The 20601-nt window shown below is 69.9% G+C and carries 17 protein-coding genes; 12 read left to right on the top strand and 5 right to left on the bottom strand.

All coding sequences use genetic code 11. The features are described from left to right. Positions 1-3: 3 nt before the first annotated feature. Positions 4-771 (top strand): pyridoxine 5'-phosphate synthase, encoded by a 768-nt coding sequence (locus tag ASD35_RS16740; RefSeq protein ID WP_056876100.1) that lies wholly within the window; start codon positions 4-6, stop codon positions 769-771. Positions 772-856: 85 nt separating this feature from the next. Beyond that, on the top strand, positions 857-1252 hold the full coding sequence (gene acpS / locus ASD35_RS16745; protein ID WP_056876101.1) for a holo-ACP synthase: 396 nt from the start codon (positions 857-859) through the stop codon (positions 1250-1252). On the opposite strand, the gene ASD35_RS16750 is transcribed toward acpS, so the two are convergent. From ASD35_RS16750 to ASD35_RS16765, 4 genes are all read right to left on the bottom strand, one after another. After that, positions 1249-2937 carry a hypothetical protein gene (locus ASD35_RS16750; RefSeq protein WP_056876102.1) on the bottom strand — a complete coding sequence of 563 codons (1689 nt, stop codon included), beginning with the start codon at positions 2935-2937 and terminating at the stop codon, positions 1249-1251. The genes acpS and ASD35_RS16750 overlap by 4 nt on opposite strands. Before the next feature lie 28 nt (positions 2938-2965). Continuing rightward, positions 2966-3985, bottom strand: coding sequence for a hypothetical protein (locus tag ASD35_RS16755; protein ID WP_056876103.1), 1020 nt, complete (start codon positions 3983-3985; stop codon positions 2966-2968). A gap of 144 nt (positions 3986-4129) precedes the next feature. Next, complete coding sequence (locus tag ASD35_RS16760; RefSeq protein WP_056876104.1) at positions 4130-5668, bottom strand: oligopeptide:H+ symporter; 1539 nt, start codon at positions 5666-5668, stop codon at positions 4130-4132. Positions 5669-5756: 88 nt separating this feature from the next. Then, positions 5757-8666 (bottom strand): Rne/Rng family ribonuclease, encoded by a 2910-nt coding sequence (locus ASD35_RS16765; RefSeq protein ID WP_056876105.1) that lies wholly within the window; start codon positions 8664-8666, stop codon positions 5757-5759. 655 nt (positions 8667-9321) lie between these two features. On the opposite strand from ASD35_RS16765, the gene ASD35_RS16770 reads away from it, so the two are divergent. The 5 genes from ASD35_RS16770 to ASD35_RS16790 are packed head-to-tail and all read left to right on the top strand — an operon-like array spanning position 9322 to position 13659. After that, positions 9322-10275, top strand: coding sequence for an RluA family pseudouridine synthase (locus ASD35_RS16770; protein ID WP_235538377.1), 954 nt, complete (start codon positions 9322-9324; stop codon positions 10273-10275). After that, the gene (locus tag ASD35_RS16775) at positions 10275-11600 is read left to right on the top strand and encodes a hypothetical protein (protein ID WP_056876106.1); all 1326 of its coding nucleotides are present in this window, start codon (positions 10275-10277) and stop codon (positions 11598-11600) included. Before ASD35_RS16770 ends, ASD35_RS16775 begins: the two co-directional genes overlap by 1 nt. Before the next feature lie 17 nt (positions 11601-11617). Further along, positions 11618-12283 (top strand): HAD family hydrolase, encoded by a 666-nt coding sequence (locus ASD35_RS16780; protein ID WP_056876107.1) that lies wholly within the window; start codon positions 11618-11620, stop codon positions 12281-12283. Further along, positions 12276-12662: a Rieske 2Fe-2S domain-containing protein gene (locus ASD35_RS16785; protein ID WP_056876108.1), complete on the top strand. Its 387-nt coding sequence runs from the start codon at positions 12276-12278 to the stop codon at positions 12660-12662. Before ASD35_RS16780 ends, ASD35_RS16785 begins: the two co-directional genes overlap by 8 nt. Position 12663: 1 nt before the next feature. Further along, positions 12664-13659 carry a S49 family peptidase gene (locus ASD35_RS16790; RefSeq protein WP_082580227.1) on the top strand — a complete coding sequence of 332 codons (996 nt, stop codon included), beginning with the start codon at positions 12664-12666 and terminating at the stop codon, positions 13657-13659. Positions 13660-13720: 61 nt separating this feature from the next. Here the strand turns inward: ASD35_RS16790 and ASD35_RS16795 are convergent, their stop codons facing one another. Further along, positions 13721-14041, bottom strand: a complete 321-nt coding sequence (locus tag ASD35_RS16795; protein ID WP_082580228.1) for a hypothetical protein — start codon at positions 14039-14041, stop codon at positions 13721-13723. Between the two features lie 129 nt (positions 14042-14170). Between ASD35_RS16795 and ASD35_RS16800 the strand changes: the two genes are divergently transcribed. From ASD35_RS16800 to ASD35_RS16820, 5 genes are all read left to right on the top strand, one after another. Then, complete coding sequence (locus tag ASD35_RS16800) at positions 14171-15784, top strand: gamma-glutamyltransferase family protein (RefSeq protein WP_056876109.1); 1614 nt, start codon at positions 14171-14173, stop codon at positions 15782-15784. Next, complete coding sequence (locus tag ASD35_RS16805; RefSeq protein ID WP_369819222.1) at positions 15781-16161, top strand: PPC domain-containing DNA-binding protein; 381 nt, start codon at positions 15781-15783, stop codon at positions 16159-16161. Before ASD35_RS16800 ends, ASD35_RS16805 begins: the two co-directional genes overlap by 4 nt. 128 nt (positions 16162-16289) lie before the next feature. Then, complete coding sequence (locus ASD35_RS16810; protein ID WP_056876111.1) at positions 16290-17561, top strand: MFS transporter; 1272 nt, start codon at positions 16290-16292, stop codon at positions 17559-17561. After that, on the top strand, positions 17558-18133 hold the full coding sequence (locus tag ASD35_RS16815; protein ID WP_056876112.1) for a GNAT family N-acetyltransferase: 576 nt from the start codon (positions 17558-17560) through the stop codon (positions 18131-18133). The genes ASD35_RS16810 and ASD35_RS16815 overlap by 4 nt, the downstream gene beginning before the upstream one ends. A 72-nt stretch (positions 18134-18205) precedes the next feature. Next, the gene (locus tag ASD35_RS16820) at positions 18206-20596 is read left to right on the top strand and encodes a glycoside hydrolase family 3 N-terminal domain-containing protein (RefSeq protein WP_056876113.1); all 2391 of its coding nucleotides are present in this window, start codon (positions 18206-18208) and stop codon (positions 20594-20596) included. The last annotated feature ends 5 nt before the right edge of the window (positions 20597-20601 follow it).

Consider the following 20601-nt stretch of genomic DNA (forward strand, 5'->3'; position numbering starts at 1 on the left):
AGGATGAACCCTTTCGCTCCCTCCAGTGTCCGTTGCGCCTTGTCGGTCAACGTCAACAAGGTCGCGCTGCTGCGCAACACCCGCCACCTCGGCATTCCCAGCGTGCTGCGTGCGGCCGAGCAATGCCTGCTGGCCGGGGCGCATGGCATCACGGTGCACCCGCGGCCCGATGCGCGCCACATCCGCACGGGCGACGTGGACGACCTCGCCGCCTTCCTGAAGGACTGGCCCCAGGCCGAGTTCAACATCGAGGGCAACCCGACGCAGAACCTGATGGATTTCGTGCGCCGCCACCGGCCGCACCAGGTCACCTTCGTGCCCGACTCGGAGGAGCAGTTCACCTCCGACCATGGCTGGACGCTGCCGGCCGATGCCGAGCGGCTGCGCCCGCTGATCCGCGAAGCCCAGGACCTCGGGGTGCGCGTCAGCCTGTTCATGGACCCGAACCCGGCGGCCATGGCGGCCGTGGCCGAACTGGGCGCCGACCGCATCGAGCTCTACACCGAGACCTTCGCCAGCGCCTTCGGCACGCCGGCAGGCGACGCGGTGCTGGCCGGCTTCACCGCCACGGCCGCGGCGGCACTGAAGGTGGGGCTGGGCATCAACGCCGGGCATGACCTGAACCGCGACAACCTGACTGCCTTCCTGCGCGCAGTGCCGGGCGTGCAGGAGGTGTCGATCGGCCATGCGCTGATCGCAGACGCGCTGGAGCTCGGCTATGCCGAGACCGTGCGCGCCTACCTGCGTGCCATCGCCGCGGCCGACGCGTGATGCAGGCCGCCGCGCCGGGCCGCCCCACGCGAGGCCCGTCCCTCGTGGAGGGCCGCCCGCCGTACGCTGCAGGCAGGGTGCCGGCATGATCTACGGCATCGGCACCGACGTCTGCGACATCCGCCGCATCCGCGCGACGCTGGCCCGCCGCGGCGAGCGCTTTGCCGAGAAGGTGCTGGGCCCGCACGAGCTGGCCGTGTTCCGCGAACGCCGCGCCAAGGTCGAGGCGCGTGGCGAGGCCTATCTGGCCACCCGCTTCGCCGCCAAGGAGGCTTTCTCCAAGGCCATCGGCCTGGGGCTGCGCATGCCCATGACCTGGCGCGCCATGGAGGTCGTCAAGGCACCCAGCGGCAAGCCGGAGATCGCCTTGCACGGCGAGCTCGCCGCCTGGTTCGCCGCGCGCGGCCTGCGCGCGCATGTGACCGTCAGCGACGAGCAGGACTACGCCGCCGCCTTCGTCGTCGTCGAGACGACCGCCTAAAACGCCCGCGGCTGGAACAGCAGCCGCTCGGCCAGCTCGCGGCGCGCCGGCGGCTGCGCGGCCAGGCGGTCCAGCATCGCGATGACGGGCTCGCAGGCCGGCCCGGTCGCCGCGCCGTCGGGCGCATCCGCCCACAGCCGCGACAGCATGCCCAGCGCGGCGCCCCCGACCGAGCGGTTCAGTACCTCGATCTCGATGGACGTCGCCGGCTTGGGCAGCCAGCGCGGCGGCGGGGCGATGGCGGCGTCCAGCAGCCACTGGCTTTCGCGGATCTGCAGGCCGATCGGCAGCTGCCGGCGCACGTCGAGGCGGCCGTCCAGCAGGTCGCGGCAGGCCGGGCGGGTGCCCCCGGGCGTCGCCTGCAGGGCGCGCAGCTGGTCGGCGACGAGCTGCACATAACGCCGCCGCGAGGCGGCATCGCTGCGGGCGATCAGCGCCGGCATCTGGCGCGCCAACGGCGACAGCGCGGCGGCTTGCACGTCCTCGTCGGGGGCGCCGGCCTGGCGTGCGTCCCACATGCGCTTGGCCACGGCATCGATAGTGCCGGCGCTGTGCTGCTCCAGCGCGTCCCACACCGGATGGATGCGCAGCGCGTCGTCGAAGTCGGGCAGGCCCGACTTGCCCACCGGCGGCAGCGCAATGGCCAGCGTCTGCGGCATCGGCGCGATCAGCGCGTGGGCGAGCAAGTCCTCGCGCGGGGCGAACCAGATGCTGCGCGACGGCGTGTCCAGCGTCTTGTCGATCAGCGGCTGCGGCAGCCCAAGCTCGCGGTAGGTGGCCTCCAGCTGCTGATTGGCCAGCTCTTCGAAGACCGGGTTGTAGGTGCCGGTGGACGCGCGGTGAAAGCCCAGCCGCGCGCCCGGCGTCAGCTGCCGCGGCCGGCCGGCCAGGAACACGACGGTGCAGGCGCTGGCGCAGTCGCCAACCGCGCGCACCTCATGCCCGCGCGGCTTCAGCGCCGCGGCCATCAGCTCGGCCTCGTGCAGCCGGCCACCGGGCGACACCAGCTCGATGCGGCGCAACCCGCGCGCGGCCTCGCTGTCCAGCAGGTCGCGCATGCGGGTGGCGTCGCCCATGCCGATGGTGCCGTCCAGCCGCAGGCTGCGGCCATCCGGTGAAAGGCTGAACTTGGCGTGGCCGATGGGGTCGATGCCGCGCGCCATCTGCCAATAGCCGCCCAGGCTGGGCAACACGCCGAACAGCACGGACACCAGCAGCTGCAGCGCACCCAGCGCCAGCGTGATGTACGCCAGGTAGCCCCACAGCCGCGAGCCGTTCTCGCGCAGGTAGTGGCCGGCCGAGCGCCAGGCGCCCACGATGCACCAGACGTCCAGCCCCAGCAGCAGCGGCAGGACGAGCAGCAGCGCGATGGCGCTGACCTGCAGCGAATCGCCCTTGACGCTGATCCAGCTCATCAGCCCGGTCAGCGCCATGGCCAGCGGCATCGCGACCAGCAGGTTGTTGACCCAGTAGGCGCGCACCAGGCTCATCTCGCCATGCCAGTGGCGTGCGAAGTAGCCGCGCTGCGACGGCTCCGGCACGCGCGGCCGCCGCGGCGCAGGCGCGGCCCGGCGCGGATGGGCGGCGGGCTGCTGCCAGGAGGCTGGCGCCGCCGGGGCGGCGGGCCTGTCTGCCGACTGCGTGGGGTCGCTCGTCGGGCCGGGTTGTCGGCGCGGGTCGTTCATCGTGGGCTCCCTGTCCCGGCCAGCGTCTTCAGTTCTTCTTCGTGGCCGCAGCCTTGGCCGGTGCCGGTTTGGCCAGCGACTGGCCCTTGGCGCGCACGTCCATGTCCATGTCCATGTGCATCAGGCTGCTGTCGGGCATCTTCATCGTCATGGTCATGGTCATCTTGAGATGGCTGGCCAGCGGCAGGCGGTCGGCCAGGCGCAGCGAGCTGGTGCCCTGGCCGCGGCCGGCCATGGCGACGTTCATGACGCGCGGCGCCGCATCGGCAGCCGGCGCTGACGCGGCCTCGCCGGCGGGGGCGGACGCGGCCTGCGGCGGCAGCGGGGCATTGACGTCCATCGTCATGTCCATGCCGAGGTCGAAGTGGGCCGTGCCACGGTCCACGCGCGCCAGCGTGTAGCGCAGCTTGCTCTGCAACGAGCCCGCACCGCCGGGCATGGGGATGGGCAGCGCCAGGGTCATCGGCACGTCCACGCTTTCGCCGACTTTGAGCGGCTGCTGCGCCAGCGTCTTGTAGAGCTGCAGCGCCTCGCCGATCATGGCGTTGCCCTGGGCGCGCATGGCGTCGTTCAGCTCCGGCGCGCCTTGCACGTTCTGGATCTCGAAGGCGAAATCCTTGGGGTTGAAGCGGGCGATGAAGTTCAGGTCCTGGACCTTGCCGGGCAGTGGCGAGACCTTGCCGCCCACGTCGATCTGGCCGCCCTTGCTGCCGGTCGTCATGGTCAGCGGCAGCCAGCCGTCGGCATCGGGCTGGCCCACCTTCATGGTTTGATCCATCTGCAGCTTCATCTTCATCGGCCCCATGCTGGCGAAGTGCTCGGTCGCCTGGGCAATCTTGGCGCGCTGCTCGTCCGTCGCGTCGGGTGCGGCCTCGACGCGCATCTTGATGACGGCCTGGATGTCGATGAGCTGGCGCTGGTGCTGGCCGGCGCGGGGCGCGGTGTCGAAGGCCACGGCGGCGGGCGCGGCCGGGGCGGCGCTGGCGCCGAAACTCAGGCCGATCAGTGCGCCGGCCAGGGCCGGGTGGAACAGGGAAGCAAGGGTCACGAAGGCCTCTCCAAATGCAGGACTGCCGCCGGTCGGCGGCCGGGCAGCATCCTAGGGCGGCGGGCGAGGTTACGGCGCGCGCACAGACGCGGTAATTTCAACGTCCGTGCAATAGGTCTGCCCGGCGCCGCCGCGTGCACGGGTTCAATCGCGGTAGTTGTTCAGCAATGGGTAGCGCCGCGCCACCAGCGCGAACAGCGCCGCGGCCACCAGCGCGAAGCCGGCGAAGAAAAACATCAGGCAGGCGGTCTCGCTGTAGCCGCTGGACTTGACGGCCGCCAGCGCCCCCGGGCTCTTGATGCTGACGTTGGACAGCAGCACCCACAGATTGCCGACCGTCACCGACAGGCTCCAGAAGCTCATGATGGTGCCCTTCATCGACATCGGCGCCTGGCTGTACGCGAACTCCAGCCCCGTGGCCGACACCAGCACCTCGCCCAGCGTCAGCAGCGCATAGGGCAGCACCTGCCAGACGATGCTGACCGTCGCCCCTTCGTCCAGCCACAGCTGCAGCACGCCGGCGGCGATCCACGCGAAGCCTGCCAGCGCGATGCCCGCGCCCATGCGCCGCAGCGCCGTGACCTTCAGGCCCATGCGCTCCAGCGCCGGGTAGAGCACCAGGTTGTTGAAGGGGATGAGCAGCATCACCAGCAGCGGGTTCAGCGCCTGCATCATGGACGACTGGAACCACGCGGGCTTGCTCATCTGGTCGGCCTGCAGCACCCAGGTCGAGGCCTTCTGGTCGAACAGGGACCAGAACGGCGTGACCAGCGCGAACAGCACCAGCACGCGCAGCACCGCTCGCACGCCGTCGACGGCTTCGTCCGGATGCACGCCGCGGGCGCGGTCCAGCTGCAGCGAGGCGCCGATGCCGCCGAAGCCCATCACCAGCACCAGCGCCAGGCAGACCGCGGCCACGAAACCTAGGCTGCCCATCTGGCCCAGGCTGTACGCCGCCAGCAGCACGCCCAGCGCCGCGACGGTCATGCCGAGGCCGCCGCTCTTCAGCGCCGTCCACACCACCCACATGAAGCTGTGCGGGTTGGCGCCGCGCGGCGGCTGGTGGACGTATTTCTTGCGGCCGCTCCACAAGATCAACGTGGCCAGGGCCATCAGCACGCCGGGCAGGCCGAAGGCGACGCTGGCGCCGAAGTGCTTCAGCACGACCGGCATCAGCAGCGACGCGAAGAAGCTGCCGAAGTTGATGATCCAGTAGAAGGCGTCGTAAACCTTCTGCGCGAGCGACCGGTTGCCCTTGTCGAACTGGTCGCCGACGAAGCTGGTGACCAGCGGCTTGATGCCGCCGGAGCCCAGCGAGATCAGGAACAGGCCGAAGTAGAAGCCCTTGATGCTGTCCTCGAAGATCGCGAGACACGCGTGACCCGCGCAGTAGACGAGGCTGAGCCAGAAGATGGTCGGGTACTTGCCGAAGAAGCGGTCGGCCAGCCAGCCGCCCAGCAGCGGGAAGAAATAGACGCCGATGACGAAGGTGTGGAACACCTCCTTGGCCTCGGCCTTGCGCAAGTCCTCGGGGATGGCCAGCAGCAGGCTGGTCATCAGGAACACCGTCAGGATGTTGCGCATGCCGTAGAAGCTGAAGCGCTCGCATCCTTCGTTGCCGATGATGTAGGGAATCTGCGGCGGCATCTTGGCCGCGGTGGCGGCGTGCGGAGAGGTCGTCATGGGGCCTCGAGGGTGTTGAGGGGGCTAAGAGAAAACGCCGCGCGGCTTGTGGCCGGCGGCGTTCGTAGGGCAGGTCAGGAGAAGGTGATCAGGCCTCGAACGGCAGCTTCACCTGGCTCAGGTCCTTGCGGGTCTCGACGAGCACCAGCGGGCCCTCGTCGACGACGGCCACCGGGGCGGGCTCGCGGCCCAGGGGGGCCGGGGCCGGCTCGGCTGCGATGGCCGCCTGCGCCGCAGCGATCTTGTCGGCGTCGGAGTTGACCCATTGCAGGCCGGCACCTTCGGCGATGGCTTGCAGCTCGCCCAGCGGCAGCTTGAAGGTCTCGACGACCGGCGCCGGTGCCGGCGGCGGCGGGGCGACCACCGTGACGGGCACCGGTGCCGGTGCCTGGACGGGCGCGGCGGCGCTGGCCATGGCGTTCTCGATCAGCGAGCCCTGGACCGGCTCGGCTTCGGCGACGCTGGCTGCTTCTTCGCCGGCGGCGGTTTCCTGGCCTTCGACGGCACCTTCCTCGCGGCGGTTGCGGTTGCGGCCGCGGCCACCACGGCGGCGGCTCTCGCGGCCCTGGCCTTCGGCCGCGTCGTCGCCTTCGGCGGCAGGCGCTGCATCGGTGACGGCACCAGCGTCCGTTGCGGCTTCGGCAGGCGCTTCGGTGGCGCCTTCGACTGCCGCCTCATCGCCGGCCGGTGTGCCTTGCTCGTCCGCACGGTCACGGCCACCACGGCGACGGCGGCGGCCGCGGCCCTGGCGCTCTTCGCCCGCCGGCGTGTCGCCGGTTGCGGGCAGGCCGGCTTCGGCCTGGCTGTCGACGAAGGCCGGCGGCGCGTCGTGGGCGGCGGCCAGTTCCTCGTTCAGCGGTGCCGTCGCGGCCAGCGGTGCCACGGTTTCTGCGGGTGCGCGTTCCTGGCGGTCGCCACGTGGGCGGCGCTCGCCGCGCTCGCCCCGCTCACCACGGTCGGGCCGCTCGGTGCGCTCCGGACGCTGCTGTTGCTCGGGCTTGTCGCCGGCGCCTTCGCTGCGCGGCTTGCGGTCCGCGCGCTCGCCCCGTTCGGCGCGCTCGCCGCGGGCCTCCTGCGGCTTGCCATCGCGGCGGCCACCTTGGCCGCGCGGCTCACCACGCTCGCCGCGCTCACCACGGCGGCCACCGTCGCGGCCTCGGCCGTCACGGCCGCCTTCACGCTTGGGCTTGTCCGTCGTGACGGCTGCGGGAGCCGGCGGCGGGGGGGCGACGACCGGGGCCGGTGCAGCGGTGTCGCCGCCGCTGAAGAAGCTGAACAAGCGGCTGAAGAAGCCCTTGGATTCGGCCGCGGGGGCCGGCGGCGGAGGTGCGACGACCTGGGCCGGTGCCGGCGGCGGCGGGGCGATCACGGCCGGTGCCGGCAGCGGCGCGGGCTGCTCGGGCAGGATGCCCTTGATGACCGGCTCCTGCTTGTTCTTCTTCTCGCCGGCGTCGCGGCGGGTGATGCCCACCTCGTCTTCCGGCTCTTCGATCATCGTGTAGCTGGCCTGCAGGTTCTCCAGCCGCGGGTCGTCGTGGCGCAGGCGCTCCAGCTTGTAGTTGGGCGTCTCCAGGTGCTTGTTGGGCACCAGCAGCACGGTCACGCGCTGCTTGAGTTCGATCTTGGTGATCTCGGTGCGCTTCTCGTTCAGCAAGAAGGACGTGACCTCCACCGGCACCTGCACGTGCACGGCGGCGGTGTTGTCCTTCATGGCCTCTTCCTGGACCATGCGCAGGATCTGCAGCGCCGAGGACTCGGTGTCGCGGATGTGGCCGGTGCCGTTGCAGCGCGGGCAGGTGATGTGGTTGCCTTCGCTCAGCGCCGGGCGCAGGCGCTGGCGGCTCATTTCGAGCAGGCCGAACTTGCTGATGGAGGCGAACTGCACGCGGGCGCGGTCCTGGCGCAGCGCGTCGCGCAGGCGCTGTTCCACGTCGCGGCGGTTCTTGCTCTCCTCCATGTCGATGAAGTCGACGACGATGAGGCCGCCCAGGTCGCGCAGGCGCATCTGGCGGGCGATCTCGTCGGCCGCTTCGAGGTTGGTGCGGGTGGCGGTCTCTTCGATGTCGGTGCCGCGGGTCGAGCGGGCCGAGTTGACGTCGACCGACACCAGCGCTTCGGTGTGGTCGATGACGATGGCGCCGCCTGAAGGCAGGTTCACCGTGCGGCTGAAGGCCGTCTCGATCTGGTGCTCGATCTGGAAGCGGCTGAACAGCGGCGCGTCGTCGCGGTAGCGCTTCACGCGATGGCCCTGGTCGGGCATCACGTGGTTCATGAACTGGTGGGCCTGCTCGAACAGGTCGTCGGTGTCGATCAGGATCTCGCCGATGTCGGCGGTGAAGTAGTCGCGGATCGCGCGGATGACGAGCGAGGACTCCTGGTAGATCAGGTAGGCGCCCTTGCCGCCCTTGGCAGCGTCGTCGATCGCGGTCCAGAGCTTGAGCATGTAGTTCAAGTCCCACTGCAGCTCCGGCGCCGAGCGGCCGATGCCGGCGGTGCGGGCGATCAGGGACATGCCCTTGGGGTACTCGAGCTGGTCGAGGTTTTCCTTCAGCTCCTCGCGGTCCTCGCCCTCGATGCGGCGCGACACGCCACCGCCGCGCGGGTTGTTGGGCATCAGCACCAGGTAGCGGCCGGCCAGCGACACGAAGGTCGTCAGCGCCGCGCCCTTGTTGCCGCGCTCTTCCTTCTCGACCTGGACCAGCAGCTCCTGGCCCTCCTTGATCGCGTCCTTGATGGTCGCGTTCTTGACGTCGGCGCCCTCGCGGAAGAACGAGCGCGAGATTTCCTTGAACGGCAGGAAGCCGTGGCGGTCCTCGCCGTAGTCGACGAAGCAGGCTTCGAGCGAGGGCTCGACCCGCGTCACGACGGCCTTGTAGATGTTGCCCTTGCGCTGTTCGCGGCCTTCGATTTCGGTTTCGAAGTCCAGCAGCTTCTGGCCATCAACGATCGCGAGGCGCCGTTCTTCCGGCTGCGTCGCATTGATCAGCATGCGTTTCATGTCATCACTCCTTCGCGCGTCCCGTGTGGAGACGCGCCACGTCATGCCACCCGAGGGTGGCGTTCAAGACGCACGAGCGACAGCGTGGAACCGTGGAAGGAGTGCCCTGGACCGCTCGGGTATCTGACGGGGGTCAGACGCCGGGCGGCGTTGGCGCTTGCGACCGTGCCGTCATGGCGCGGGGAAGCCCTGCCTCGACCTTGCCGCATGCAAACGCGCCGGGCCAGGCGACCACCACAGCTTCTGGCTGGGGTCGCGCGGCGGGGCGCAGCGGGTGGGGGAGGGAAGGGCTCATCCGCGAAGGACTGCTGGACGCTGGCGCGAGCTGTTGCGGCAAGATGCCGCGCGCTCTCGCGCCGTGAAAACCTTGTTTGGCAACCGGATCTCTTCGCGCTTCAAAGCGGTTGAAGAGACGCCGGTGGGTTCCGGGTGTCATCGCTCTGCCGCACCGTGCCGCTGACCGCGGTTTCACTTGGGGAAACTGCCTGCTGGCCGCAGGATGCGTTGCATCGCCTGTTGTGGCCTGGGGGCACGCCCCTCGGGCCCCGCGTTGCCGCCGCTAAAATCAAAAGAATCAAACACTTACGGCAGCAACGTGGTGAAAAGGATTATAGGGGCAGGCACAGCGGCCCCTGCCACGGGGTTGGCCACCGCCGTGAGTACGGACAAACCCGCGGTGCGGCCCTCGGTTCGGCACGTCGTCGTGGACGAGGGGTCGGCCGGCCAGCGCCTGGACAATTTCCTGCTGCGCGAGCTCAAGGGCGTGCCCAAGACCCACGTCTATCGGGTCATCCGCGCGGGTGAAGTGCGCGTCAACAAGGGCCGCGCGCAGGCCGATACCCGGCTGGAGATCGGCGACGAGGTGCGCATCCCGCCGGTGCGGCTGCCGGAGCGGCCCGCCCAGCCCGAGGCGCCGGCGCGCGAGTTCCCGGTCGTGTTCGAGGACGACCACCTGCTCGTCATCGACAAGCCGGCCGGCGTCGCGGTGCACGGCGGCTCGGGCGTCAGCTACGGTGTCATCGAGGCGCTGCGCCGCGCGCGGCCGACGGCCAAGTTCCTGGAACTGGTGCACCGGCTCGACAAGGAGACTTCCGGGCTGTTGATGATCGCCAAGAAACGCAGCGCCCTCGTCAACCTGCAGGACCAGCTGCGCGAGCGCGAGACGGGCAAGACCTATGCCGCCCTGGTCTGGGGCGACTGGCCGGCGAAGCTCAAGGTCATCGACGTGCCGCTGGTGAAGTTCATCGGCAGCGACGGCGAGCGCTGGGTACGGCCGGGCAAGGCGGGCGAGGAAGAGGCCAAGCGGTCGATCAGCCTCGTCAAGGTCGTGCAGAAGACGCCGCAGTTCAGTCTGCTGGATGTGACCATCAAGACCGGCCGCACGCATCAAATCCGCGTGCACCTGCAGCAGGCGGGCCACCCCATCGTCGGCGACCCCAAGTACGGCGACTTCGAGCGCAACCGCGAACTGGCGCGTGGGCCGGCGAGGTTCGACCGGATGTTCTTGCATGCGCGCCGGCTGCAGATGCAGCATCCGGCAACGGGGGAGGTGCTCGTTTGCGAGGCGCCGCTGCCGGCGGATTGCAGTCGCGTCCTGGAAGGCCGGTGATGACGACGGCCCGCTGGGCGGCACGCGCGCTCCAGGGGTTAGGCATCCTGGCTGTGCTGCTTGGCTGGCCCCATGCGGCCGCACTGTCGATCGCCCCACCCAGGCCGCTCCCCCTGTTGTTCGAGGTGCAGACGGACCGTCTCACACGCGATGGCCTGTTGGCGCTTGACCGTCTTGCCGTGCGCGCGGCGCAATGTCCTGCGGGCGATTTGGCCGTGCATGTGCAGCCGGCCCCGAGCGCGCACACGCGGTTGACGGCGAAACGCATCGCGGTGGTCCAAGCACGCCTGCAGCGCTTGGGCTTGAAGCTGACGGTGGCATCGAAGCCCCTGCGCGCCTCGGCATCGGATGGCGGCCGACCTCGCCGTCGCGACGTGCTGCTTGCGGACGTGGGCACGGACGAGGACGTCTGGTGCGGTCTCAGAGCAGGCTCGCAGATTCTTGATTGGGCGCAGGAACTCGGGCGCCATGTCGATGACGCCACGGCCGAGGCCCCGGCGTTCTGGCGCTGGATGTCGACGCAGGTCAAGGTTCGCGAGCTGGCGCTACCGTTGGCCATTGCCGCCTATTGCGATGGCGCTCTCGAGTGCGACAGGCGCCCGGCGCTCTTTCACTGGCTGGCGGCCCAGGCGCTGGAGGCGGTGCCCGTCGAACGCCGGCGCCAGTGGCTCCTGGCGTTGTGGACGCTGGCGGAAGACTCCGAAGTCGAACGTTTCAGGGCACGTTGGTCGCTGTCACCGCTGACCGTGGACGAGCGCGCGGGCCTTGCGCATGAAATGGCGGCCAGCGGATTGCCATGGGCGGTGATCGAGCGAAGACTGCTTGGGCCGGGCGTGATGGAACGTTTCGGCCGCACGCCCGTGATCGCTGGTGGCCTGGGGCCGCATTGGCTGCTCGAAGCAGCGGAAAGGCGAGGCCAGCTGGACTCGTTCAACCGGCTCATCGAAGCTGCCGGGCCAGCGAAGGCCTGCTTCGTGGACGACGCGTTCCGATTGGCAGCCGTCCTTGACGACAAGTACGACATCTGGAAACCGCACTTCGCACACTGGGCCCGCGGGCTCGCAGCCCTGCCGCAGCGTAACGGGCCGGATTACCTCTCCTGCAATCCGGTCGCGCGCTTCTTGCTGGATTGCAGCCTGGCGGACGCCGACGCGCTGCCGCGCTACCGCGCCATCTGGACGGCGCTGCGGCAAGCCGGCGTGACGACAACCTCTCCTGGCGTTCAGAGCTTGCTGGCGCATGGCTTCGCCGTTGAAAAATTGCAATGCGCGGAGGAGGCCAGCCCCCGTGCCGAGCCTCGCTTCGCTCCCGTGCCTGCGCGCTGAACGCCGACAATCGCCCCATGACCACCCGTCCGCAACGCTTCGACTTGATCGCCTTCGACTGGGACGGCACCCTGTTCGATTCCACCGCGCTGATCGCCCGCTGCATCCAGCGCGCCGCCGTCGACATCGGCCTGCCAGAGCCCGAGTTAGCGCGGGCCAAGTACGTCATCGGCCTGGGGCTGCGCGATGCGCTGGAGCACGCCGTGCCGGGCCTGGCCGAGGAGCGCTACCCCGAGCTCGGCCTGCGCTATCGCCACCATTACCTCGCCTCCGAGCATGAACTGTCGCTGTTCGATGGCACGCTGGAGATGCTGCAGGCGCTGAAGGCACGCCATCACTGGCTGGCTGTCGCCACGGGCAAGAACCGTGTGGGCCTGGACCGGGTGCTGGCGTCCAGCGCGCTGGGCCACCTTTTCGACGGCAGCCGCACGGCCGACGAGACGCGCTCCAAGCCGCATCCGCAGATGCTGATGGAGCTGATGCGCGAGTTCGGCGCCGAGCCGGAGCGCACGCTGATGATCGGTGACACGACGCACGACCTGCAGCTGGCTGCCAATGCCGGTACGCCTTGCGTAGCGGTCAGCTTCGGCGCGCACGATCACGAAACCTTCGCCGAGTTCAAGCCGCTGTTCGTCGCGCATTCGACGCGCGAGCTGCACGACTGGCTGATCGAACATGCCTGAGACCCCTGTAGCCCCACCGCAGCGCCTGTGCGCGTCGGACGAACTGCCGGAACGTGGCAAGGCGGTCGGCTTCGACGTCATCCAGTGGCGCGAGCCGGTGCGCGCCTTCGCGCTGCGCTTCGACGGCCAGGCCGTGGCCTACCTGAACCGTTGCGCGCACGTGCCGGCCGAGATGGACTGGCAGGAAGGCGAGTTCCTGGACGGCGACAAGCGCTTCATCATGTGCAGCATCCATGGCGCCGTCTACGAGCCCCTGACCGGCCAATGCGTCATGGGCCCGTGCAACCGCGGGCGCCTGACCAAGATCGAACTGACCGAACGCGATGGCCAGGTCTACTGGCATCCGACCCGCGACACCCAGCCCGCCTTTGAAGACTGATATGAGCAGCAACACCGACGACTCCCTGCCGCCGCCGATGCAAGAGCCGGTCGGCGTGCCGCCACCGCCTGCCGCGCCGTTGAACGAGACGCTGCTGGCCCAGCTCGCCCGCGACTTCCTGCGCGAGCGGCGGGTGGAGCGGCGCTGGCGCACGGTGTTCCGGTTGTTCTGGCTGATGCTGGCCGGGCTGCTGGTCTACACGCTGTGGCTGCAGGGGCGGCACGTCACGCCGACGACCGCGCCGCACACCGCGCTCGTCGAGGTGCGGGGAGAGATCGCCGCGGATACCGAGGCCAGTGCCGAGCTGCTGCTGGCCGCGCTGCGCGATGCCTTCAAGGACGAGGCCGCCCAGGCCGTCGTGCTGCGCATCAACTCGCCCGGCGGCAGCCCGGTGCAGGCGGGCATCGTCTATGACGAGATCAAGCGGCTGAAGAAGCAGTACGACAAGCCGGTCTATGCCGTCGTCGAGGAGATGTGCGCGTCGGGCGCTTACTACATCGCCGCGGCGGCGGACGAGATCTTCGTCGACAAGGCCTCGGTCGTCGGCTCCATCGGCGTGCTGATGGACGGTTTCGGCTTCACCGGCCTGATGGACAAGCTGGGCATCGAGCGGCGCCTGCTGACGGCCGGGGAGAACAAGGGCATGCTGGACCCGTTCAGCCCCCTGGTGCCCAAGCAGCGCGCCTACGCGCAGGCCATGCTGGACCAGATCCACCAGCAGTTCATCGCCGTCGTGCGCGAAGGCCGCGGCAAGCGGCTGAAGGAAACACCTGACACCTTCTCGGGCCTGTTCTGGAACGGCGAGCAGGCCGTGCAACTGGGCCTCGCGGACCGTTTCGGCAATCTCGACTTCGTCGCCCGAGAGGTGGTCAAGGCCGAGGAGGTCATCGACTACACACCCAAGGACAACGTCGCCGAGCGGCTGGCCAAGCGCTTTGGCGCGGGCGTCGGCGCGGGTGCGGTGAGGGCGTTGCGGGAGCTGGCGCCGATCCGCTGAAGGTTCAATGGAAAGGCCGCAGCCGGTGAGGGCTGCGGCCTTGCGCGGAGCGCTGTCGCGCTTACTGCGTCTTGGTCTCGGTCTTGGCGGCCGGGGCGTCGGCGGCCTTCGCTTCGGCATGCTTCTTCGCATGCTTGTGGGCGTGCTTGGCGGGGGCACTGGCCGGGGTGGCCGGCGTGGCGGCCACAGCGGGCGCAGCCGGTGTCGTGGCAGTGGCGGGCGTTGCGGCCGTGGCAGGCGTAGCCGGTGTCGCAGCCTGGGCCACGGTGGTCTTCGCGGCGGCCGGTACGGCCGGGGCAGCAGGTGCTGCGGTCTGGGCCAGGGCCACGCCCGATGCGAGCGTGATGAGGGCGGTGGCGATGGTGGTCTTCAACGTGTTCATCTTGAGGCTCCAGTGGGTTTCGGGTTGCTTGGGCTTCGCGAAAGCTTGGGTCCACAACGACGCCTCCGCCCGTCGCGTTGACCCTGCCTGCTGGCGTTGCAAAGCCTTACACGCGCAGAATCTGAGCCCATGACTACCGCCTCCCGCTTCGATTGGACCGCTGGCTACGCGAGCCGGCGCAGCCCGCTGTTTGCGCGCAACATCGTCTCGACCTCGCACCCGCTCGCGGCACAGGCCGGGCTGCAAGTGCTGCGCCAAGGCGGCAACGCGGTCGATGCCGCCATCGCCACCGCGGCCTGCATGACGCTGGTGGAGCCGTGCAGCAACGGCCTCGGTTCGGATGCGTTCTGCATCCTCTGGGACGGACGGCAACTGCACGGCCTCAATGCCTCGGGGCCGGCGCCGGCCGCATGGACGCCGGAGTTTTTCGGGGGTCAGGTCATGCCCCGGCGCGGCTGGGGCTCGGTCACGGTGCCCGGCGCGGTCGGCGCGTGGGCGGCGCTGAGCGAGCGCTTCGGCAAGCTGCCGTTCGCGGACCTGATGCAGCCGGCCATCGAGATCGCCGAGCGCGGGTATGCCGTGCCACCCATCGTGCAAGGCAAGTGGGCGATGGCCGCGGCGCTGAGCGAGCTGACATCGCAGCCCGGCTTCGCCGCGGCCTTTCTGCCACGAGGTCGGGCGCCCGAGGTGGGCGAGCTGTTTCGCTTCGAGGACGCGGCGCGCAGCCTGAAGCTGATCGCCGCGTCCAGGGGCGAGGCCTTCTACCGCGGCGAGATCGCGGCCGCGTTGGCCCGCTTCGCGCGCGACACCGGCGGCGCGCTGACCGAGGCCGACCTGGCCGCCTACCGCCCCGAATGGGTCACGCCGCTGGCGAAGGACTTCGCCGGCCACACGCTGCACGAGATCCCGCCCAACGGCCAGGGCATCGCGGCGCAGATGGCGCTGGGCTTGCTGGAACAGTGCAACGTGACGGCCCATGAGGTCGACAGCCCCGAGGCGCAGCACCTGATGATCGAGGCGATGAAGCTGGCCTTCGCCGACGTCTACCGCTTCGTGGCCGAGCCGGGCGCGATGACGGTCAGCCCGGCCCAGTTGCTCGATCCGGGCTATCTCGCCGAGCGCGCGAAGCTCATCGACCCGCGGCGCGCCCAGGTCTTCGGTGCGGGCAACCCCATCAAGGGCGGCACCATCTACCTCACCGCGGCCGACGAGTCCGGGATGATGGTCAGCTTCATCCAGAGCAACTACATGGGCTTCGGCTCCGGCCTGGTGCTGCCGGGCTATGGCATCAGCCTGCAGAACCGCGGCCACTGCTTCACGCTGGAGCCAGGCCACCCCAACCAGGTCGCGCCGGGCAAGCGCCCGTTCCACACCATCATCCCGGCCTTCCTGACGAAGGATGGCGTGCCGGTGATGAGCTTCGGCGTCATGGGCGGCAACATGCAGCCGCAGGGCCACATGCAGACCCTTGTGCGCATGCTCTGCTACGGCCAGAACCCGCAGGCCGCGTGTGACGCGCCGCGCTGGCGCTTCAACGAGGGCCTGTCGATCAACATCGAGCCGCACATGCCGGCGGCAACGATCGAGGCGCTGCGCGCGCGCGGCCACCAGGTCGGTGACATCCACGACAGCTACCAGGACTTCGGCGCCGGGCAGTTCATCTGGCGGCTTGGCGACCCGGGCGTCGAAGGCTACGTGGCGGCCAGCGACCCGCGCCGCGACGGCGCGGCCGTGGGCTTCTGACGATGGAGGCGCTGCGGCTGCAGCCGGGCGACGACCTGCGCGGTGCGCTGGAGGCTGCCGGCCGCACGGGCTTTGTCGTCGCGGGCATCGGCAGCCTGACCCATGCCCAACTGCGCTTCGCAGGCGAACCCGGCCCGACGCGCATCGAAGGACCGCTGGAGATCCTGACGCTCAGCGGCAGCCTCACGCCAGCCGGCGCCCACCTGCACGCCAGCGTGTCCGACGCCTCGGGCCGCGTGGTGGGTGGCCATGTCTGCGCCGGCTGCGAGGTGCGCACCACGGCCGAGCTGCTCGTCGCGCCGCTGCCCGCCGGTTCACTGTCGCGCGAGTTCGACGCGGCGACGGGTCATGCCGAACTCACCGTGCGCCGCGCGTGACGCCGCTGCATGGCGCTGCTAGCATGCCGCGCATGACCAAGCTGCTCGACCTCGACTGACGCCCCTGCGGTGTCAATGCAAGCTGGCGGGGGCCCCCGCCTGTCGAGTCCTGTCGGAGCCCTAGCGTCATGTTCCCCAAGTTCTTCACCCTCGCGCCCGGCGACCTGCTGCGCGATGCGGTCTATCGGCGGCTGTGGTCGTCCATCCTGATCTCGTCGCTGGGCGGCCAGATCACCATGCTGGCCCTGCCGCTGACGGCGGCCGTGCTGCTCAACGCCAGCCCCACGCAGATGGGCCTGCTGCAGGCGATGGAGATCCTGCCCTTCGTGCTGTTCTCGCTGCCCGCCGGCGTGCTGCTGGACCGTGTCCGCAAGCTGCCGGTCTACATCTGGGGCGAGAGTCTGCTGGCCGTGGCGGTGGCCACGGTGCCCATCGCCGCCTGGCTGGGCGTGCTCGGCATGACCTGGCTCTACGTCGTCGGCTTCGTGCTCGGCTGCGTCTACACGGTGGCCGGCAGCGCCGCGCAGATCGTGCTGACGCAGGTGGTGCCGCGCGAGCGGCTGGTGGAGGCGCATGCGAAGAACGCGCTGGCTTCGTCCGGCGCCGAAGTGGCCGGCCCTGGCCTGGCCGGCGCCTTGATCAAGCTGGTCGGCGCGCCGCTGGCGCTCGCCGTGGACGCGTTGCTGCTGCTGGTCTCGGCGGCCATCCTGCGTGGCATCCAGGTCAAGGAGACGCTGCTGGCGCGCAGCGGCCAGGGCTTCTGGACCGAGCTGAAGGCCGGCCTGCATTTCGTGCGCGAGCGCCGCCTGCTCGTGAGCCTGGCTACCGCGACCGGCGGCTGGCAGCTGTTCCACAACGCGGCGCTGGTCGTGCAGATCCTGTTCGCCACGCGCGAGCTGCAGTTGGCACCGCAGACGGTCGGCTTGTCGTACATCGCGCTGGGTGCCGGCACGGTGCTGGCCAGCATCTTCGGCCACCGCATCAGCCGCCGCATCGGCCCGGGGCCCTGCCTGGTGCTGGGCTATGCCGCCTGCGGCATCGGCTGGGGCCAGCTGGCCTTGGCGCCGGCCGGTGCCGCGGGGGTGTTCAGCTTCGGGCTGATGCTGTTCGCCTTCGGCGTGGGCGCGGTGCTGATCTTCATCAACTTCCTGTCGCTGCGCCAGGCCGTCACGCCGGCGCCCATGCTCGGCCGCATGACCAGCACGATGCGCTGGCTCATCCTGCTGCCGGCCGGGCCGGGCGCGTTGATCGGCGGCTGGCTGGGCGAGCATGTCGGCCTGCGGGCGGCGCTGGGCTTTGCGGGCGCGGGCGCCTGCCTGCTGGCGCTGTGGGCCTGGCGGCATGAGGCCATCCGCGGCGTGCGCGAGCTGCCCAAGCCCGTGGAAGCGGTGACCGCATGAGCATCGACCCGTTGCTGATCGACGTCCCCGAGCGCCTCGACGGCGAGCGCACGGTGCTGCTGGCGCCGCGTGCGGGCCTGGGTGCCGAGATGGCCGTCGTCATCGCGCAGTCGCTGTCGCACCTGCGGCCCTGGATGCCATGGGCGCAGGACGCGCCGACGGCCGAAAGCTCCGAGATGGTGGTGCGCCGCATGCAGGCCGACTTCATCACCCGCAGCGACCTGTGCTTCCAGATCTATGCCCGCAAGCCCGATGGCAGCGCCGGGCGGTTGCTGGGCGGCACGGGCCTGCACCGCATCGACTGGACGGTGCGCAAGTTCGAGATCGGCTACTGGATCCGCCCCGAGGCGGCGGGCCAGGGCCATGTCAGCGAGGCCGTGCGGCTGCTGGCGGTGCTGGCCTTCGACCGGCTGGGCGCGCGCCGCGTGGAGATCCGCTGCGACGCTCGCAATCTGAAGAGCCGCGCCGTGGCCGAGCGTTGCGGCTTCACGCTGGAAGGCGTGCTGCGGTGCGATGCGCTCGGCGTGGACGGGCAGGCCAGGGACACGGCGGTCTATGCGCGCATCGCTTAGCCCCTGTCGGGCCGTGCCACCGGCCTTGCAATACTCCGCCCGAAACAACCGCCCGCGAAAGCAAGGAGACCCATGAGCAGCACCGGTGTGACGCGTCGTCGTTTTGTGCAAAGCGTGAGCGCCGCGGGGCTCGCCACGGCCGGCGGTGCCGGCGCGGCCAAGCCCGATCTGCCGCTCTATAAGCAGGCCGGCGCGGCCGTGGAGGCGCGCGTCCAAGACCTGCTCTCCCGCATGACGCTGGACGAGAAGGTGGCGCAGACGATGTGCGTCTGGATCGGCAAGAACGTCGTGCAGAACGAGCGCGGTGATTTCGACGCGGCGCGAGCCACGCAGGCGCTGCCGCATGGCATTGGCATGTTGGCCCGCCCCAGCGACCGCAAGGGCGTGGACAACACCAATGCGGGTGCGGATGCGGCCATCGCCAACCGCACGGCCGGCGAGACCGCGGCGTATGTCAATGCGGCGCAGCGCTGGGCCATCGAAGGCACGCGCCTGGGCATCCCGTTGTTCATGCACGAGGAGAGCCTGCATGGCTATGCCGCGCGCGACGCGACCTGCTTTCCTCAGGCCATTGGGCTGGCCTCTTCGTTCGACCCGGTGCTGATCGAGCGCGTTTTCTCCGTCTGCGCGCGGGAGATGCGGGCGCGCGGCGCCAACCTCGCACTGGCGCCCGTGGTGGACGTCTGCCGCGACCCGCGCTGGGGCCGCGTGGAAGAGACCTTCGGCGAGGACCCCTACCTGATGGGCGTGCTGGGCAAGGCGGCCGTCACCGGGTTCTCGGGCACGCAGCGCAAGCTCGCGCCTGGCAAGGTGATGGCGACGCTCAAGCACATGACCGGCCATGGCCAGCCGGAGCGCGGCATCAACACGGCGCCTGCGCAGATCTCCGAGCGCGTGCTGCGCGAAGTCTTCTTCCCGCCGTTCGAGAAGATCATCCGCGAGACGCCGATCGCGGCCGTCATGCCCTCCTACAACGAGATCGACGGCGTGCCTTCGCATGCGAATCGCTGGCTGCTGAAGACCATCCTGCGCGACGAATGGGGCTTCAAGGGCGTGACGGTGTCCGACTACTTCGCGCTCCAGGAGCTGCAGGGCCGGCATCGCCTGGTGCCCGACATCAAGGAGGCCGCCTACCGCGCCTTCACCGCCGGGGTCGACATCGAGACGCCCGACATCGGCGGGTATCCGCAGCTCGTCGGCCTCGTGAAGGCCGGCCGCATCCAGGAAGCCGAGATCGACGCGGTGGTCCGCCGCATCCTGGAATTGAAGTTCCTCGCCGGGCTGTTCGAGAACCCGTACGTCGATGCCGACAAGGCGGACGGACTGACCGCCACGCCGGACGCGGTGGCCCTGGCGCGCGAAGCTGCGGTGCGTTCGGCCGTGCTGCTGAAGAACGACGGCGTGCTGCCGCTGGACGGCAAACGGGTCGGCAAGCTGCTGCTGCTCGGCACGCACGCCAAGGACACGCCCATCGGCGGCTATTCCGACATCCCGCGCCATGTCGTGTCCATCCACGACGCGCTGGCTGCTGAAGCGAAGGCCCAGGGTTTTGCGTTGGACTATCGCGAGGCGGTGCGCCTGACCGAGAAGCGCGAGTGGGCCGAGGACGACGTGCGCTTCATCGACCCGGCCGTCAACGCCCGCCTCATCGCCGAGGCGGTCGAGGCCGCCAGGCAGGCGGACACCATCGTCATGGTGCTGGGCGACAACGAGCAGACCACCCGCGAGGCGTGGTCGGACAGCCACCTGGGCGACCGTGACTCGCTGGAGCTCATCGGCCAGCAGAACGACCTGGCCGCAGCGATCTTCGCGTTGAACAAGCCGACGGTCGTCTTCCTGCTCAACGGCAAGCCGCTGTCGATCAACCTGCTGCAGGCCAAGGCCGGCGCCATCGTCGAGGGCTGGTACCTCGGCCAGGAAACCGGGCATGCCGCGGCCGACATCCTGTTCGGCCGCGCCAACCCGGGCGGCAAGCTGCCGATCAGCATCCCGCGCAACGCGGGCCAGTTGCCCGTGTTCTACAACGCCAAGCCGACGGCCAGCCGCGGCTACCTGGGCGCCGACCACACGCCGCTTTATCCCTTCGGCTTCGGCCTCAGCTACACGACGTTCACGCTGTCGGCGCCGCGGTTGTCGAAGGCGACCATCGCCCCGGCGGACAGCGTGACCGTGTCGGTGGACGTGACCAACACCGGCAAGCGGCAAGGCGACGAGGTGGTGCAGCTCTACATCCGCGACGACATCTCGTCCGTCACGCGGCCGGTCAAGGAACTGAAGGGCTTCGCGCGCGTGACGCTGGCGCCGGGCGAGCGGCGCACCGTCACCTTCACCGTGACGCCGGCCGAGCTGCAGTTCTACGGCATGGACATGAAGCGTGTCGTCGAACCCGGCAGCTTCACCCTCATGACCGGCCCCAACAGCGTCGAGCTGCAGACGACCACCCTGACCGTCGCTGTGGCCTGATGGAC

The organism is Pelomonas sp. Root1444 (assembly GCF_001426885.1).
In the GTDB taxonomy this organism is placed as follows: Bacteria; Pseudomonadota; Gammaproteobacteria; order Burkholderiales; family Burkholderiaceae_C; genus Pelomonas.